The organism is Microbacterium laevaniformans, assembly GCF_016907555.1.
Lineage (GTDB): Bacteria > Actinomycetota > Actinomycetes > Actinomycetales > Microbacteriaceae > Microbacterium > Microbacterium laevaniformans.
In genome coordinates this window covers 2,285,916-2,302,937 of the sequence record NZ_JAFBCE010000001.1, presented here as the reverse complement: position 1 = coordinate 2,302,937, position 17,022 = coordinate 2,285,916, and the positions used below count along the sequence as shown (strand labels likewise).

The window sequence follows — 17,022 nt, the reverse complement described above, 5'->3', positions numbered from 1 at the left end:
GCGGGCCTTCCGTGCGATGTCGGCGGCTGCGCCTACCGTGGAGCCATGCGCATCCTGCATACCTCCGACTGGCACATCGGGCGGACCTTCCACGGTCATTCCACGCTCGATGCGCTGCGGGGTGTGCTCGAGACGCTCACCGAACAGGTCCGCACCCACGCGGTCGACGTCGTCATCGTGGCCGGCGACGTCTTCGATTCCGCGACGCCGGCCGCCGCCTGCTACACGCTGCTGTCCGAGACGCTGCGGGCACTGGCCGACACCGGCGCGCAGGTCATCGTCACCAGCGGCAACCACGACTCCGCGGCGCGGCTCGGCTTCCAGGCGGCGCTGCTGCGCGACGGCATCCACGTGCGCACCGACCCGGCGGCGATCGGCGAGCCGATCACGGTGTCGGACGAGCACGGTCCGGTGCACTTCTACGGCATCCCTTACCTCGAACCCGCGCTCGTGCGTGCGGTGTGGCCCGGGGTGCGTACGCAGGCCGATGCGGTCGGCCGCGCGATGGACCTCGTCCGCGCTGATCATGCCTCCCGCGGCGGACGGACGGTGGCGATCGCGCACTGCTTCGCGGCCGGCGTCGAGCCCACCCCGCACCTCGAGCGCGATATCCAGCAGGGCGGTCTCGATGTCGTGCCCCTGTCTGCCTTCGACGGTGTGGACTACGTCGCCCTCGGTCACATCCACGGTCGCCAGAAGCTGGCTGAGCATGTGCGCTACGCCGGCGCGCCGCTGCACTACAGCTTCGGTGAAGGGCACAAGCCGCGCGGGTCGTGGCTCATCGAGATGGATGCCGAGGGAGCGTCGGAGGCGGTGTGGGTCGAGCTGCCGGTTCCTCGACGCCTCGTCACCCTGCGCGGGCCGTTCGAGGAGATCCTGGCCGCGACCTCGTCCGACGATGCTCGCGACGCGTGGGTCAGCGTCGAATACACCGATGATCTTCCGGTGCGCGATCCGCTGCGACGGCTGCAGCAGCGCTTTCCGTACTGCGCCAAGGTCGTGCACGTGCCGGACGTCGCACGCCACAGCGATGGGCGGGGCTACACCGATCGTGTCCGGGCCGCACGCAGCGACCTCGAGCTGTTCGATGCGTTCCTGTCACATGTGCGTGACGGCGAGGGGCTGACGGAGCGAGAGCGCGAGGTGCTGCGTGACGTGCTCGAGGAGCGCGTCGTCGTCGAGGCGTTGGCATGAAGCTCCACCGTTTGGAGCTCACCGGCTTCGGGCCCTTCCGTGACACGCAGGTCGTCGACTTCGACGCGTTCGATGCCGACGGACTCTTCCTGATCTCCGGGCGCACCGGCACCGGCAAATCGAGCATTCTCGACGGGGTCAGCTTCGCCCTGTATGGCAGCGTGCCCCGCTACGACGGCGGGGAGAAGCGTCTGCGCAGCGACCACGCGGATCTCTCCGACCCGACCGAGGTGCGATTGGAGTTCACCGTCGGCGCGCGACGCTGGCGCGTGACGCGGGCGCCGGAATACGACCGCCCCGCCAAGCGCGGGGGCGGATTGACGACGGAGCCGCCGCGGGCGGAGCTGGAGGAGCTGGTCGAGGGAAGATGGGTCGGGCGCGCGGCGAAACCGCGCACGGTCGGCGAGGCTCTCGGCGAGATCCTCGGTCTGAACGCGCAGCAGTTCCAGCAGGTGATCCTTCTGGCGCAGAACAAGTTCTCGCGGTTTCTGCTCGCCTCCGGTGAGGAGCGCCAGGGCCTGCTGCGCACGCTCTTCGGTACGCGTCGATTCGAGCAGTACCGTGATGAGCTCGATAGCCGGCGCCGAGAGGCGGAGACGGCTCTGGCCGCTGTCGACTCGCGTGCGCGCACGCTCCTCGAGGAGGGTGAGAGGCTGGCCCGAGCTCACGATCTCGATATCCGCGAGGCGCAGGACGGGGCCGGCGACCACGCTGACGAGCACGCGGGCGGATCGGAGCTTGCAGCGCACCCCGACCCGCGGCGCGCGGATCCCGCGCCGGCGCCCGTGGCGACCCGTCGCGAGGATCTCGCGCGGGCGCACCGCCGCGCGCGGTACCGCGTCGAACAGGCGGAGTTCGCGCGCACGGCGACCGAGGAGCGTTTCGCCGCCGCGGCCGCTGCGCACGCCGCGGTCGTGGCCGCCGCGGCGCGCGCGCAGGAGCGACAGACGCTGCGCCACCGCCTCGGTGAACTCGAGGCCCGCGCCGACGACATCGCACGTGCGCGCCGCCGGCTGGATGGCGGGCGTGCCGCCGCGGTGCTGCGCGCCCCTCTCGACACGCTCGAGCGAGCCGAGCGTGCTGCCCTGGCGGCGGCGGACGACGCGGCGGCGGCACGGGACCGGTGGCGTGCGGGTGGCGCCGACGTCTCGATCGACGCCGCTCACGCGGTCGAGCAGCTCACCGGTGACCTCGCCCGGTGGGAGATCGCCGCCGCCCAGGAGCGGGACCTCGTCGCGCGTCGTGTCGAGCACGAGACCGCGGTCGCGACGATCGCGACGCTGCAGGACGACCTCGCTGAGATCGACGCCCGCCGTGCCGCCCGCCCCGCCGAACGCGCGGAGATCGACGCCGAGATCGCCGACCTGTCGATGCGTGCGACGCGTCTGGAGGATCTGCGGGCCGAACACGTACGTCTGCGCGAGAACGTCGCCGCCGCGCGCCGTGCCGACGATCTCTCGGCCGCGCTCACCGCGGCCGAAGCGGCGTATGCAGCGGCGGTGGCGGACTCCGAGGCCGCCTCGTCCGCGCTCGGCGCGCTGCTGCGTCGACGCGTTGCCGGTGTCGCGGGCGAGCTCGCCGCCTCTCTCGTGCCCGGGGAACTCTGCCCGGTGTGCGGCTCCGTCGACCACCCGCACCCCTCGCCGCCCGCCGACGACCCCGTCACCGATGAGCTGCTGGCTGCGGCCGAGCGCGCGCGAGACGACGCCTCCGCCGCCGACGTCGACGCGCGCGAGCGCGCGGCGCTCGCGCGCGATGCTCTCGCCGAGGCCCGCATCGCCGCCGGAGGACTCGACAGCGCGACGGCCGAGCACCGGCTCGCCGCGGCGGCCGTGGCGCAGTCCGAAGCCGCGCGCGCGGCCGCGGCCCTCGCCCTGCTCTCGCAGCGCCGGGCCGCCGCCGATCAGGCCGCGGCGGCCGATGACGAGCGGCGTGCGGCCTGCGTCGAACAGCTCGCGACGACGCGCGAGCGTGCCCGCGCGGCCGAGTCTGACATCTCGCGGCTCGAGAAAGTCGTGACCGCCGCACTCGGGCCGTTCTCGACCGTTGCAGCGCGGATCGCTGCGGTCGCGGCGGAGCGTGACCGGGCGCGCGCGGTCGTCGCGGCGGACGCCGCACGCGATGAGCGCGCGCGTGCGCACCGCGACGCGCGGCATGAGCTCGACACGCGGCTCGCGGCCTCCGGATTCGACGATCTCGACGCCGCGCGGGCGGCGCTCATCTCCGAGGAGGAGATCGAGGCGATCGACATCGTGATCGCCGACCATGCGGCACAGCTGTCGGCGACGCGTTCGCGACTGTTCGAACTCGAACTCGATGCCGGCGGCGATGACGCCTCCGCCGGCGATGTCGACGCCTCCCGCCACACGGTCGAGGTCGCCGATATCGCCCGCACCGAGACGATCTCCGCGCACGCCGGAGCCGTTCGCACGGCTGAGGCGCTCGATGACCTGCTGCAGCAGGTCGACCAGGCGCTGGCGGCGGTGCAGGAGAGCGCCGACGAGACCGCCGGGGTGATCCGTCTGGCTGACAGTGTGGCCGGGCGGGCGCCGAACACGATGCGGATGGACCTCGAGACCTTCGTGCTGGCCGCTGAGCTGGAGGAGATCGTCGCGGCCGCCAACGTCCGGCTGGCGGAGATGTCATCGGGGCGCTACACCCTGCACCACTCCGACGCCCGTGCCGCACGGGGGCGCGCGTCGGGCCTGGGAATCGACGTGCTCGACGCCCACACCGGCCGGCTGCGTCCGCCGCAGTCCCTGTCGGGCGGCGAGACCTTCCTCGCCTCGCTCGCCCTCGCGCTGGGTCTCGGCGAGGTCGTCACGGCCCGGGCCGGCGGCATCCGTCTGGACACGCTCTTCGTCGACGAAGGGTTCGGTTCCCTCGACCCCGAGACGCTCGAGCTGGCGCTGCGGACCCTCGACGACCTGCGCACCGGCGGACGCACCGTCGGTGTCATCAGCCACGTCGAGGCCATGAAGGAGCAGCTGCCGGCGCAGCTGCAGGTCGCATCGACGCCGGAGGGCCCGAGCGTCATCCGTCAGGATGCCGTCCGAGCCCCCGTTGTCGAGCGGGCGCGCTGACCTACTGCAGGTAGACCCGCGCCGAGGTCAGGATCTCGCCGTAGAGCGTTCGCAGCATGTCGGCGGAGCTCTCATCGGCTCCCACGCTGGTGATCGTCTGCTGCACGAGGTCGTCGATTCCCGCCTCACCGGTCGTGAGCAGCGTCTCGCCGATGAGGATCAGCGTCTCGTCGGGGAGGACCTGCTCGATGATCTCGGGCGTCGCCGTCGGGTCGACCTCCCCGAGGATCTGGTTGACCTTCGGGCGGACATCCGCGATGAACTCCTGCTGCTCCGCCGACTCCGTCGGTGTCGCAGAATCGTCGCCCTCTCCGGGCAGGATGTCGCCGGGGCTGACTTCGACGGAGGGGACGGGGCTCGGCGTGCTCATCATCTCGTCGATCGATGAGCCCGCCGAAGAGACGCCGACGAGGATGATCGACCAGATGAGAGCGAAAGAGCCGATCGTCGCGCCCACCAGCGACAACACGAGCGCCGTGATGCTGAGGGGCTTTCCGCCGTAGCGCTGGCCCGCGAGCCCGACGATGGAGAAGATGAAGCCCGCCAGCAGGAGCAGGCCGCCGATCAGCACGGCCACCAGACCCACCCACGGCACCGGCACGATGCCGATGATGCTGAGGAGCGTGCCGCCGGCGGCGAGCCCGAGCGCCGTCCACGCGATGGCCTTCGACCTCGTGTCGGGCACCGGTGGGCCCGCGGGCGCCACGTACGGCGGGGTCGGCGCGCCGTAGGGGACGGTCGGTGCCCCGTTGGGCGCGCTGGCTTGCCCGGGCACGGGTGGCAGCGGCGGTGCCGTCGGTGCGACGTACGCATCCCCGTCGCCGCCGGTCGGAGCGGGCGGGGTGGGCGGGGCTGCGGGCGGGTAGACCTCGGTGGGGGTGGAGTCTACAGCGTCGGGAGCGACCGCGTCGGAGCCGTCGGCGGCCGAGCCGTCCGGATCCTGAGGATTCGTGGGCGGGGGTGTCGACATCTGCTCTTCCTTCGTCGTGTCCGAACATCGCGCGGCCTCGTCCAAAGGACGTCGGCGTGGCGGCGGTATGTCGACCCTATCGACTCACTGTGACTTTGTTCCCGGTGAGCTGTCCGCGACGTTTCTCACGTCGCATCCGGTGACCGTGCCATGCCATCCTGAGACAGGATGGGAGTACGCGGCATCCCGCCGGTGCGAGCACGCGGTGGGACGCCCGATGAAAGGGACGCCATGACACTCACTTCGGTTCTGCTCGACACTCCGCCCTCCGTGGCCGCGCGACTCGGCTGGGACCCGGCCACGACCGTGCACGATCGTCGCCGCATTCTCGCGAAGGAGCTCATCGCCGCTCGCCTCGGCTGCGACGTGAACGACATTCGCATCGAGCGCGAGGCGCCGCGCGGCTTCGGCTACCACACGCGCCTGATCGCCTCGCGCGACGGTGAGGAACTGCCGATCGCGATCGTGACGGCGAGCTTCCGTGCCGCCACGATCGTCGCCATCTGCGACCCGGGCCTTCCGCTGGGTATCGACATCCGCGACATGACACCGGAACCCGCCGACATCCGCTTCATGCAGAAGCACTCGCACCTGTTCGACCCGAACAACATCCCCGACCTGCTCCAGCACTGGGTGCGGGTGCAGGCGGTGCTGGAGGCCGACGGTCGCGGGGTGCGCGTCGCACCCGACAACGTGCGGCTGGACATGGGGCGGCTGAAGGGGTGGATCCCGGACCGCAACATGAAGTACACGCTCGTGGACGCCTCGCGCGACAGCTGGGTGATCACGATCGCGATCGGAACGCTTCCCGCGGCCTGAATCCCGTGTTCATCCGTCCCTTGCTGCCGCATCCGACAGGGTGAATCGACCAGAGCGGACGGACGAACGCCGCGGGGCGCGAGGTGAGGGTGAGCTCAGGCGGACGGGAAGGCGCGGTCGAGCTCGGCGAGCCACACCGCGGCGTTGCCGTCGCTGGGCGCTCGCCAGTCGCCGCGCGGCGAGAGCGACCCCGAAGGGAGCACCTTGGGGCCGTTGGGGATCGCGGTGCGCTTGAACTGCGCGAAGCCGAAGTAGCGCGTCAGGAAGACGCGCAGCCAGCGCACGATCGTCTCGCGGTCGTAGCCGTAGCGGTCGGATGCCGGGAAGCCCGGCGGCCACGCCCCGGCATCCGCATCGCGCCATGCGTGCTCCGCGAGGAAGACGATCTTCGACGGCCGGAAGCCGTAGCGCAGCACGTGATGCAGCGCGAAATCGTGCAACGCGTAGGGTCCGATCGTGTCCTCGGTCGACTGCACCTTGCCGTCCTGGCCGGCGGGCACCAGCTCGGGGCTGATCTCGGTGTCCAGCACCGCCTGCAGCACCGCCTTCGCCGCATCCGACAGGCTCGTGCCGTCCTCGCCCGCGTGGGCGATGACCCATCGGATCAGGTGCTGGATGAGAGTCTTGGGCACCCCGGCGTTCACCGCGTAGTGGCTCATCTGGTCACCGACGCCGTAGGTGGCCCATCCCAGGGCGAGCTCCGACAGGTCGGAGGTGCCCACGACGAATCCGCCGTTCTGATTCGCGAGTCGGAACAGGAAGTCGGTGCGCGCCCCGGCCTGCACGTTCTCGAACGTCACGTCGTACACGGGCTCGCCGTTCGCGAAGGGGTGGCCGATGCCCGTCAGCAGCTCCGTCGCCATGGGACGGATGTCGATCGTCTGGATCGACGCGCCGATCGCCTCGGCGAGGGCGATGGCGTTCGACTTCGTGTGATCGCTCGTCGCGAAGCCCGGCATCGTGTAGGCGAGGATGTCGCTGCGCGGGCGACCCATGCGGTCCATCGCGCGGGCGACCACGAGAAGAGCGTGGGTCGAGTCGAGCCCCCCGGACACGCCGATCACGGGCTTGGGTGACCCGATGGCGCGCATCCGCTGCGCGAGCGCAGACACCTGGATGCTGAACGCCTCGTAGCAGTCCTGGTCGAGGCGTGCCGGGTCGTCGGGTACGAAGGGGAAGCGGTCGAGCGGGCGACGCAGCCCGATGTCGGATGCCGGGGGATCGACCGTGAACGACACCATGCGCATCGGCGCCGCTGCCGGGGCGACCGCGCGTCGGTTGTCGTCGAACGTCCCCTGCCGGAGCCGGTCCTGGCGGATGCGGTCGAGGTCGACGTCGGCGATGGCGCTGCGCGGGCCGTCCGGGAAGCGCTCGGTCTCGGCCAACAAGGCGCCGGACTCGTAGATCATCGTCTGGCCGTCCCACGACACGTCGTTCGTCGACTCGCCCAGGCCCGCAGCCGCGTAGGCGTAGACGGCGTTGCAGCGGAACGACTGTGACTTCGCGAGCAGGTGACGGTCATCGGCCCGTGCGACGGTGATGGGGCTGCCGGAGAGGTTCAGGAGAACCGTCGCGCCGGCGAGGGCCGCAGCGGAGGACGGCGGGACCGGCACCCACATGTCTTCGCACACCTCTGCGTGCACGACCAGGCCCGGCACATCGTCGGCGGCGAACAGCAGATCGGTGCCGACGGGCACCTGCTGTCCGGCCAGGACGGCGGTCGCCGGCGCGCCGGCGCCCGCGGCATACCAGCGGGCCTCGTAGAACTCGCGGTACGTCAGCGGGTAGCTCTTCGGGACGACGCCGAGCACGCGTCCGCGGTGGATCACGACGGCGCAGTTGTAGAGGCGGGCGCCCAGCAGCAGCGGCGCGCCGACGACCAGCAGCGGCCGCAGATCGTGCGAGGCCGAGACCAGGGTGCCGATCGCGGCGTGGACGGCGTCGAGCACGGCATCCTGCATGACGAGGTCGTCGATGGCGTATCCGCTCAGGCAGAGCTCCGGGAAGACGGCGACGGCGACGGCGTCGTCGCTGAGCGCGCGGGCCGCATCGATGACCGCCTCGGCGTTTCGCGCCGGGTCGGCGATCGCGACGGTGATGGTGCACGCGGCGACCCGGGCGAACCCGTGCCGGTAGGCGCTCTCGAACGGCAGGTTCTCGCTCACCCCTCCAGTCTGGCAGGTGCACCGGCGCTGGGCGATGTCGGCGGCGCCGACTAGCGTCGGAGGCGGAAGGGTGACATGCGATACATCGAGGACACCGGCGACGGCGCGCGCATCGTCTGGAGTGCGAGCGACCTGAAAGCAGCCGCCGAGTGTGAGTTCGCGTGGCTGCGCGCGATCGACGCCAAGCTCGGACGGGTGCCGGCGGTGCTCGAGCCCGAAGACCTCACCCTCGAGCGCGCCGGTCGGCTCGGCAGGCAGCACGAGCTGCGCCAGCTCGATCTGTACCGCGCGCAGTACCCCGGACGTGTCGTCGAACTGCCCGAGACGCGATCGTCGGATGCCGTCGCGGTCGCCGCCGCGGTCGCGGCGACGTCGGCGGCGCTGGCCGACCCCTCCGTCGCGGTCATCTATCAGGCGGTGTTCGCGACCGCGGAGTTCGTCGGGTTCGCCGACTTCCTCGTGCGCGAAGATCCCGCTCGCATCGTCGACGGCTCCGAGAACCCGTGGGTCGTCCAGGACACCAAGCTCGCGCGCCACGCACGCGTGACCGCGTTGATGCAGTTGGCGGCATATGCCGACCAGCTCGACCGTCTCGGCGCGCCGCGCAGCGGCCGGGTGGAACTGCTGCTCGGCGACGGCACGACCTCGACGCACGCCGTCAGCGACCTCATGCCCGTCTTCCGGCTGCGCCGGCAGCGACTGCGCGCGCTCATCGCCGACCGTGACATCGCGGCCGGCGTCGACGCTGCCCCGATCGGGTGGGGAGATGACCGCGGCGAACTGAGGATCGTCGCGTGCGGGCGGTGCGCGACGTGCGATGCGGAGGTGGTCGCGCACCGCGACCTGTTGCTGGTCGCGGGAATGCGTCCCGTGCAGCGCGATCGGCTGCGTGCGGCCGGTATCCGCACCATCGATGACCTGGCCGCCGCGACGGAAGTTCCCGAGCGGATGTCGGGCGACACGTTCGCCGGACTGCGCACGCAGGCGCGTCTGCAGCTGGACAGCCCCGCAGGCGGCGTGGGCGAGACGGCGACCGCGGACACGCCGCCGGTGCCGACCTTCGAGGTGGTCTTTCCGAAGGCGATCGGCGCGCTGCCCCGGCCCGACCGCGGCGACCTGTTCTTCGACTTCGAGGGCGATCCGCTCTACACCGAAGCCGCCGACGCGGGGGGAGCGTCGTGGGGCATCGACTACCTGTTCGGGTGGGTCGACGACGACGAGCAGTACGCGGCACTGTGGGCGCACTCGTTCGCAGAGGAGAAGCGGGCGCTCGAGGATTTCCTGGATGTGGTGGCGCTGCGCCGTCGCACCCATCCCGGCATGCACATCTACCATTACGCGCCGTACGAGCCGACGCACCTGCTGGCGATGGCCGCGCGGTACGGGGTGCGCGAGGCCGTAGTCGACACGCTGCTGCGTGAAGGCGTCTTCGTGGACCTCTATCCGATCGTCCGGCGCGCCCTGCGTGTGGGGTCGCGCTCGTACTCGATCAAGAAGCTCGAGCCGCTCTACATGGGCGCCGAGGTGCGCACCAGCGACGTGCAGCGCGGCGACGATTCGATCGTCAAGTACGTCGAAGCGCGCGAGCTGATGGCGGCGGGGGAGGATGCCGCGGGAGCGGCCATCCTCGATGACCTCGCCGACTACAACCGCTACGACTGCGTCTCGACGCGGCGCTTGCGCAACTGGCTCGTGGAGCGGGCCCGGGAGGCCAAGCTCATGCCCTCCGCCGATGTCGACGCCGCAGAGCGTCCGTACGAGCCCTCGCCGCGTGCCGAGGCGCTCACGCGGATGGCCGGCGTCGCCGACACCGACGACGCGCCCGACGAGGCCGCGGTCACCGCGCTGAAGCTCGCCGCGGCGGCGATCGACTACTACCCCCGCGAGGCGAAGACGTTCTGGGCGACGCATTTCCTGCGGCTGCGGGAGCCCGTCTCGATCTGGGAGGACACCCGCGACGTCGTCGTCTTCGACCATGATCGCTGCCGGGTCCTGACCGACTGGCACGTGCCGGAGGGCGGTCGCGTCCAGCGCCGGGTGCTCGAGCTGCGCGGCGACCTCGCGCCGGGAACGAAGCTGTCCGCGGGGGGATCGGTCTTCCTGCTGTACGAGCTGCCGACACCGTTCCCGATCGACACCAGCCCGCGATGGATCCACGCCGCGCGGTCGGTCCGCGTCGTCGACGTCCTCGATGACGGAATGGTCGTGGAGGAGAACTCCGTCCACGGATTCACCTGGCAGGAGCTGCCGATCGCCTCGACCCCGCCCGCGCCGCCTCAGGCCGGGTCGCAGCAGGCGGCGATCGATCACTGGGCCGACACGATCATCCAGGCGGCCCCGCTGCGCTCGGCGGACTTCCCGTTCGACCCCGCGACCGACCTGCTGCTGCGCAGAATCCCGCGCACGCGCTCGGGTACGCTCGCGCGCGGCGACGGTGACGCGGTCGACGAGATCGCCCGCGCCGTCGACGATCTCGACCGCAGCTATCTGGCCGTGCAAGGCCCGCCGGGCACCGGCAAGACCTACGTCGGTTCGCACGTGGTCGCGCGCCTGGTCCGCGAGAAGGGATACCGCGTCGGCGTGGTGGCGCAGTCGCACGCGGTCGTGGAGAACATGCTCGCGCGCATCGTCGATGCGGGGGTGCCGGGTGAGCGCGTCGCGAAGGCGACGAAGGGCGCGGCATCCGGTGCGGAGAGTTTCACCGCCATCGCGAAGGACGGCTATGCGGCCTTCGCCCAGGCACACCCGGACGGGTTCGTCATCGGCGGTACGGTATGGGACCTGAGCCACCCCGGACGCGTGCCCCGCGCGAGTCTGGACCTGCTCGTCATCGACGAAGCCGGACAGTTCTCGCTCGCCTCGACCATCGCGGTGTCGGTCGCGGCGCAGCGACTGCTGCTGCTCGGCGATCCCCAGCAGCTGCCGCAGGTGAGCCAGGGCACCCATCCCGAGCCGGTCGACACCTCCGCACTCGGATGGGTGATGGACGGCGTCGCGGTCGTCCCCGATGATCGCGGCTTCTTCCTCGCACAGACGCGCCGGATGCGCCCCGAGGTCGCGGCCCCCGTCTCCGAACTGTCCTACGACGGGCGACTCGCGGCGCATCCGTCCACCTCGGGGCGTCACCTCGACGGCGTTGCGGCCGGCGTCGTCCCCATGCCGCTGACCCACGCGGGCAACGCCACACAGTCGCCGGAGGAGGCCGACGCCGTCCTCGCCCTCGCTCGCGACCTCCTCGGGCGGGCGTGGACGCCATCCGAACAGGCGCGCCCGCGATCGCTCACGGCCGCGGATCTGATCGTCGTCACCCCGTACAACGCGCAGCAGGTGCTCGTCGAGTCCGTGCTGGCAGCGGCCGGGCTCGGGGAGATCCCGGTCGGAACGGTCGACAAGTTCCAGGGTCAGGAAGCTGCCGTCGCGATCGTGTCGCTCGCGGCATCCAGCGGCCGTGATGCACCGCGAGGGCTCGAGTTCCTCCTGCTGCAGAACCGTCTGAACGTGGCCATCTCGCGGGCCGAGCACACCGCGTTCGTGGTCTACGGCACGGGGCTGCTCGACGACCTGCCCCGCACTCCGGACGGTGTCGCCCGCCTCAGTGCCTTCGCCCGTCTCGTCGGCGCGGACGCGCCCTAGACTCGGCCTATCGGTCGACGCGCACCGGTCGAGTTCTGCGGGGCGACGCCTCCGCGACGTGGCGAACAGGAGCACGACATGAGCGATGAGATGCCCCGGCAGTTTGAGATCGATCTGCCGCCGGAGGTGATCGCCGGCAGCTTCGCCGACTTCGCGAACGTGTGGCACACGCCCGACGTGTTCGTGATGGACTTCGTCTCTCTCGTGCGGCCTCCGCAGGCCGGGGCGGATGCCGACGGTGCGCCCGTCACGGTCGTGCCCGCTCGGGTGGTGCAGCGAGTGCGCATCCCCCCGCAGCAGGTGTTCGAGCTGGCGAAAGCGCTCACCCAGCAGCTGGAGTTCTGGGAGCAGGAGACCGGGCGACGCGCCGAAGGGTGACGATACCGTCGCCCGGGGCCGCGACCGGTCTCGACCGCGCGCCGGTCATCTTCGGGGGATATACTCCCCGAGGCTCGTCCCCGTGCATCCGATCACGACGAGCCGCGATCAGAGGCGGTGAGACACCATGGCAGACGATAGTAGCCGCGCCGCGGTGCTCGCCGCCGGCATCCTCTCGTTCTGAGGCCGGCGCACCCGCGGCGCTTTCGTGCGTGCCCGTTCGCGGCGCCCGGCGACCGCGTGTCCTCGAGGAGAGACCCATGACCCTGATCGACAACGCCGTCTACAAGGACGGCGTGCGCGTCGCCACCCCCGCCTCGCTCGACGAGGCCTATGCCCTCCAGGAAGCGCACGCGGGTTTCGCGTGGATCGGCCTGTACCGTCCGTCGGACGAAGAGTTGGCCTCCGTCGCGACGGAGTTCGAACTGCATCCCCTCGCCATCGAGGACGCGGCTCTGGGTCACCAGCGTTCGAAGGTCGAGCGGTACGGCGACACGCTGTTCGTCGTGCTGCGTCCCGCGCGCTACGACGACGAGCGCGAAGAGCTCGACATCGGCGAGCTGCATCTGTTCGTCGGCCCCGACTTCGTCATCACCATCCGTCACGCCGAATCGCCCGATCTCGGGGCCGTGCGGCGGCGCCTCGAACAGCAGCCGGAACTGCTGGCGCTGGGATCGGAAGCGGTGCTGTACGCCGTACTCGACCGTGTCGTCGACGAGTACGAGCCTCTGGTGGCCGGCATCGAGAACGACATCGACGAGATCGAGGACGACCTGTTCGGAGACGCCGACGACGATGCCCTCTCGCGCCGCATCTACGAGCTGTCGGGCGAGCTGAACCGCTTCGCGCGAGCCACCCACCCGCTGGTGCCGATCATCGAATGGCTGCAGCGCGGCCACGACGCGTACCACGTCGACATCGAGTTGCAGCGGCGGCTGCGCGATGTCCGCGACCATGCCCTCCGCGTCACCGAGCGCATCGACGGCTTCCGTGCCGTGCTCGACAAGGCGCTCATCGTGCATTCCGCGCTCGTCTCGCGGCGCCAGACCGAGGTGAATCTGGCCCAGAACGAACAGGTGAAGAAGATCTCCTCGTGGGCGGCGATCATCTTCGCGCCCACGCTGATCGGCACCGTCTACGGCATGAACTTCGACGTGATGCCCGAGCTGCACTGGGAGTACGGCTACCCCGTCGCTCTCGGCGTGATGGTGGCTTTCCCCACCGTGCTCTACCTGATCTTCAAGCGGCGTCGGTGGTTGTGAGCCTCATTCGTCCGTCCCGTTGCGTCACTCTCGGCATCCGATAGCGACGACACGGGGCGGATGAAGCCGCTCAGACCGTGCCGTAGAGGCGGTCGCCGGCGTCGCCGAGGCCGGGAACGATGTAGCCCTTCTCGTTCAGGCGCTCGTCGAGCGCACCGAGCACGAGGGTCACGTCGCGCTCGCCCACGAGCTCCTCGATCTTCGCGACGCCCTCGGGCGCGCCGAGGATGCAGATCGCGGTCACGTCCTGCGCGCCGCGGGCGAAGAGGAAGTCGATCGCCGCGCCGAGCGATCCACCGGTCGCGAGCATCGGGTCGAGAACGAAGCACTGGCGGTCGCTGAGGTCGTCGGGAAGGCGCTCGGCGTACGTGTAGGGCTGCAGGGTCTGCTCGTTGCGCGCCATGCCCAGGAAGCCGATCTCGGCGGTGGGCAGCAGCTTCACCATGCCGTCGAGCATGCCGAGGCCGGCGCGGAGGATCGGCACCACCAGCGGTCGCGGCTCCGAGATGCGCACGCCGGTCGTGGTGGTCACCGGGGTCTGGATCTCGACCTCTTCGACGCGCACGCCGCGGGTCGCCTCATACGCGAGCAGGGTCAACAGCTCTTCGGTGAGCTGTCGGAACACCGGAGATGGTGTGCGCTCGTCGCGCAGCACGGTGAGCTTGTGGGTGATGAGGGGGTGATCGGCAACGTGCACGCGCATGATCTCAGCCTACGCTGAAGGCATGAGCCTGCCCGTGCGTGCCGACGACGAGACGGTGATGCGTCGTGCCCTTGCACTGGCCGCTCGCGCGGCGGACGCGGGAGAGATCCCGGTGGGCGCGGTCGTCGTGGATGCGGGGGGCGCGGCGATCGGTGAAGGTCTCAACCTGCGGGAGGCGACCGCCGACCCCACCGCCCATGCGGAGGTCGTGGCCCTCCGGCAGGCCGCGGCATCCGTCGGGTCGTGGAACCTCGAGGGGTGCACGCTGACCGTGACCCTCGAGCCGTGTCTGATGTGCGCGGGCGCGATCCTGCAGGCTCGCGTCGGCCGGGTCGTGTTCGGCGCGTGGGACGAGAAGGCGGGCGCCGCGGGATCGGTGTACGACGTGCTACGTGACCGGCGGCTGCCGGTGCGGGCCGAAGTGGTCGGCGGCATCCTGGAGGACGACGCGCGCGCCCTGCTGCGCACCTTCTTCGACGCCCGCCGTTGAGGAGGTCCCTGCCTCAGTCCGAGGAGCTGAGGATGATCGCCTCGGTGGGCGGGGCGGGGTCGGCCCGACGGCCGATGTAGCCGATGTTCTCCAGCAGGGCGCGACGGAACTCCGCGGGGCGCTCCAGGTGCGGCGCGTGGCCGACGCCCTCGAAGACCAGTTCGGTGACGGCGCCTCCCGCCGCTTGGTAGGCATCCAGCACGTCGCGGGTTTGCGACACCATCTCCTGCGCGGGTGCGGACTCGGCGCCCGGCCACCCCGGGATCACCCCGAGGGCGCCGAGGTGGTTGATGTCGAAGAAGGAGGCATCGGAGACGATCGCGTCGGCCGAGCCGCGCACCCAGAGGACGGGAGGCTTGGGGGTGATGTCCACGATGCTCGAGGTGTTGAAGTACTGCGGCGCCATGGTGTTCAGCACGCCCAGGCGTCCGGCGGCGAACCCGGGCCAGTTCTCGCTGGCGACGCTGTCGCCGGGGTAGTTGCCGGTGGCCGTGGAGGTGGTGTTCATCGACTCCACCCAGATGTCCTCGTGCGCGCTCGTGTATCCCGGTGCGACATAGCCGGAGCGGAAGACGCTGCGCGGCGACGTCGGTGCCTCGTCGGTCATGTCGCGGTCGGTGAGTCGCTGCACGAAGTCGGGGTTGGCGCCGCCCGCGCCGCAGCCGGCGTCGTCGGCGGTCACCCGCGATCCGTCGCGGCGGGTGCCCCCGAAGCCGTAGGGCGAGACCGGCGCCTGCAAGGTGAGCGAGCGCACGGGGTGGTCGATGGCGTACTGCATGACCACGCCTCCTCCCATGGACCACCCGACGAGGTGCGCCGTGTCGATGCCCAGCACCTGCAGCGTGGCGAACACGTCGTCGCTGAAGTCGCGGACGCCGCGGGTGGCGTCGACGGGCGCGCTCTCGGTGTTGCCGAACCCGCGCAGATCGACGGCGATGATCCGCAGATCGCTGGGCAGATCCTGCATGAGCTCCTGCCAGAACAGGCTCGACGACACGTTGCCGTGCACCAGGATCACGGTCTGGTCCGCGGTCGCGGCCGGGTTGTCGCCGACGCGTTCGAGGATGCCGACGCGCAGGCGCTCTGTGTCGATGATCCGGGAGGTGATGCCGTCGAGGAGCGTCATGACCGCATCCTACTCCGACGACCTGTCGTCATGAACGGACTCTCAGGTGAAGAGTCGGAGTGCGCCGAGCGGCGGACCCGACCATGCGTTCTCGTGGTCCCGAGGTGCGTACGGCCCTGCCGTACGGGTGGGTCTGCCGAGGGCCGTCAGGCTCTCTGCCCACCGCACGGCGGCGGCGACCCCGTCGATCACGGGTACCCCCAGCGGGGAAACCGGCGCAGCCGAGCACGGATGAGTGGTTTCTCTGCAGGCCGCTCGTTCCTCTGCGAGGATGAGGGCATGGCTTCCCCCCTCCCTTCGATCGCGATCCTCGGTGCCGGCTCGATGGGAGGCGCGATCTTGCAGGGCCTCGTCCGCTCGGGTGATGCCCCCGCGATCACCGTGACCAACCGCACCGCCGTGCGCGCTGACGCCTTGGTGGGACTCGACGGCGTCACGAGCCTTTCGCTCGAGGCCGACGGCGACGCGAACACGGCTGCCGCCGCAGCCGCCGACATCGTGCTCATCGGTGTGAAGCCGGTGATGGTGCCCGATCTGCTCCGCGAGATCGCGCCCGTGCTGCGTCCGGGGACGATCATCGTGAGCCTCGCCGCGGGTGTCACGATCGCGACATTCGCGTCCATCGTGGGTGAAGAGGTCTCGGTGATCCGCTCCATGCCGAACACCCCCGCGGTGGTCGGCAAGGCGGTGACCGGCCTGTCGGCGGGCCCCACGGCATCCGCGGACGAGCTGGCGCTGGTGCGCCGGCTGTTCGAGACGTGCGGGGCGGTCATCGAGGTGCCCGAGTCGCAGATCGACGCCCTGTCGACGATCTCGGGGTCGGGTCCGGCCTACTTCTTCCTGCTGGTCGAGGAGCTCACCGAGGCCGCACGCGGCAAGGGTTTCTCCGACGCCGACGCGCGCCTGATGGCCGAGCAGACCTTCATCGGCGCCGCGGCGCTGCTGGATGCCACGGGGGAGGACCCCGCCGAGCTGCGCCGGCGCGTCACCAGTCCCAAGGGCACGACCGAGCGTGCGATCGCGGTGCTGCAGGGCGCCCGCCTGGACGGCGTGTTCGCCGAGGCGACCGACGCCGCCCTCGCCCGCGCCAAGGAGATGGCCGCCGGCGCCTGACCCCCTGCCCCCCTCGCCCCCGCCCGCGAGAAACCACCTTCGATACGAGAAACCACCACTGCAGGTGTGTGTCGTCGCCGTTGTGG

General features: G+C 70.9%; 12 protein-coding genes. 8 read left to right on the top strand and 4 right to left on the bottom strand.

Translation table 11 applies throughout. The annotated features are described in order from the left end of the window. Nucleotides 1-45: 45 nt before the first annotated feature. A complete protein-coding gene (locus JOE53_RS10970) occupies nucleotides 46-1,194 on the top strand; it encodes an exonuclease SbcCD subunit D (RefSeq protein WP_204947744.1) in 1,149 nt (382 codons plus the stop codon). Then, complete coding sequence (locus JOE53_RS10965) at nucleotides 1,191-4,277, top strand: AAA family ATPase (RefSeq protein ID WP_204947743.1); 3,087 nt, start codon at nucleotides 1,191-1,193, stop codon at nucleotides 4,275-4,277. Before JOE53_RS10970 ends, JOE53_RS10965 begins: the two co-directional genes overlap by 4 nt. Nucleotide 4,278: 1 nt before the next feature. Here JOE53_RS10965 and JOE53_RS10960 read toward each other — a convergent pair whose 3' ends face one another. Further along, a complete protein-coding gene (locus tag JOE53_RS10960) occupies nucleotides 4,279-5,247 on the bottom strand; it encodes a hypothetical protein (RefSeq protein ID WP_204947742.1) in 969 nt (322 codons plus the stop codon). A 231-nt stretch (nucleotides 5,248-5,478) separates the two neighbouring features. Between JOE53_RS10960 and JOE53_RS10955 the strand changes: the two genes are divergently transcribed. Next, a complete protein-coding gene (locus JOE53_RS10955; protein ID WP_005049770.1) occupies nucleotides 5,479-6,066 on the top strand; it encodes a 4'-phosphopantetheinyl transferase family protein in 588 nt (195 codons plus the stop codon). A gap of 95 nt (nucleotides 6,067-6,161) precedes the next feature. On the opposite strand, the gene JOE53_RS10950 is transcribed toward JOE53_RS10955, so the two are convergent. Beyond that, a complete protein-coding gene (locus JOE53_RS10950; RefSeq protein ID WP_204947741.1) occupies nucleotides 6,162-8,231 on the bottom strand; it encodes an NAD(+) synthase in 2,070 nt (689 codons plus the stop codon). A 75-nt stretch (nucleotides 8,232-8,306) separates the two neighbouring features. Between JOE53_RS10950 and JOE53_RS10945 the strand changes: the two genes are divergently transcribed. From JOE53_RS10945 to JOE53_RS10935, 3 genes are all read left to right on the top strand, one after another. Beyond that, a complete protein-coding gene (locus JOE53_RS10945) occupies nucleotides 8,307-11,864 on the top strand; it encodes a TM0106 family RecB-like putative nuclease (protein ID WP_204947740.1) in 3,558 nt (1,185 codons plus the stop codon). Nucleotides 11,865-11,942: 78 nt separating this feature from the next. Beyond that, a complete protein-coding gene (locus JOE53_RS10940; protein ID WP_005049773.1) occupies nucleotides 11,943-12,242 on the top strand; it encodes a DUF3467 domain-containing protein in 300 nt (99 codons plus the stop codon). Nucleotides 12,243-12,502: 260 nt separating this feature from the next. Next, nucleotides 12,503-13,504, top strand: a complete 1,002-nt coding sequence (locus JOE53_RS10935) for a magnesium and cobalt transport protein CorA (RefSeq protein WP_036287510.1) — start codon at nucleotides 12,503-12,505, stop codon at nucleotides 13,502-13,504. Between the two features lie 70 nt (nucleotides 13,505-13,574). Here JOE53_RS10935 and upp read toward each other — a convergent pair whose 3' ends face one another. Beyond that, nucleotides 13,575-14,207: a uracil phosphoribosyltransferase gene (gene upp / locus JOE53_RS10930; RefSeq protein ID WP_204947739.1), complete on the bottom strand. Its 633-nt coding sequence runs from the start codon at nucleotides 14,205-14,207 to the stop codon at nucleotides 13,575-13,577. Nucleotides 14,208-14,229: 22 nt separating this feature from the next. On the opposite strand from upp, the gene tadA reads away from it, so the two are divergent. Continuing rightward, a complete protein-coding gene (gene tadA / locus JOE53_RS10925; RefSeq protein WP_005049776.1) occupies nucleotides 14,230-14,697 on the top strand; it encodes a tRNA adenosine(34) deaminase TadA in 468 nt (155 codons plus the stop codon). Between the two features lie 13 nt (nucleotides 14,698-14,710). Here tadA and JOE53_RS10920 read toward each other — a convergent pair whose 3' ends face one another. Next, the gene (locus JOE53_RS10920; protein WP_204947738.1) at nucleotides 14,711-15,823 is read right to left on the bottom strand and encodes an alpha/beta hydrolase; all 1,113 of its coding nucleotides are present in this window, start codon (nucleotides 15,821-15,823) and stop codon (nucleotides 14,711-14,713) included. 279 nt (nucleotides 15,824-16,102) lie between these two features. On the opposite strand from JOE53_RS10920, the gene proC reads away from it, so the two are divergent. Then, on the top strand, nucleotides 16,103-16,936 hold the full coding sequence (gene proC / locus JOE53_RS10915) for a pyrroline-5-carboxylate reductase (protein WP_204947737.1): 834 nt from the start codon (nucleotides 16,103-16,105) through the stop codon (nucleotides 16,934-16,936). The last annotated feature ends 86 nt before the right edge of the window (nucleotides 16,937-17,022 follow it).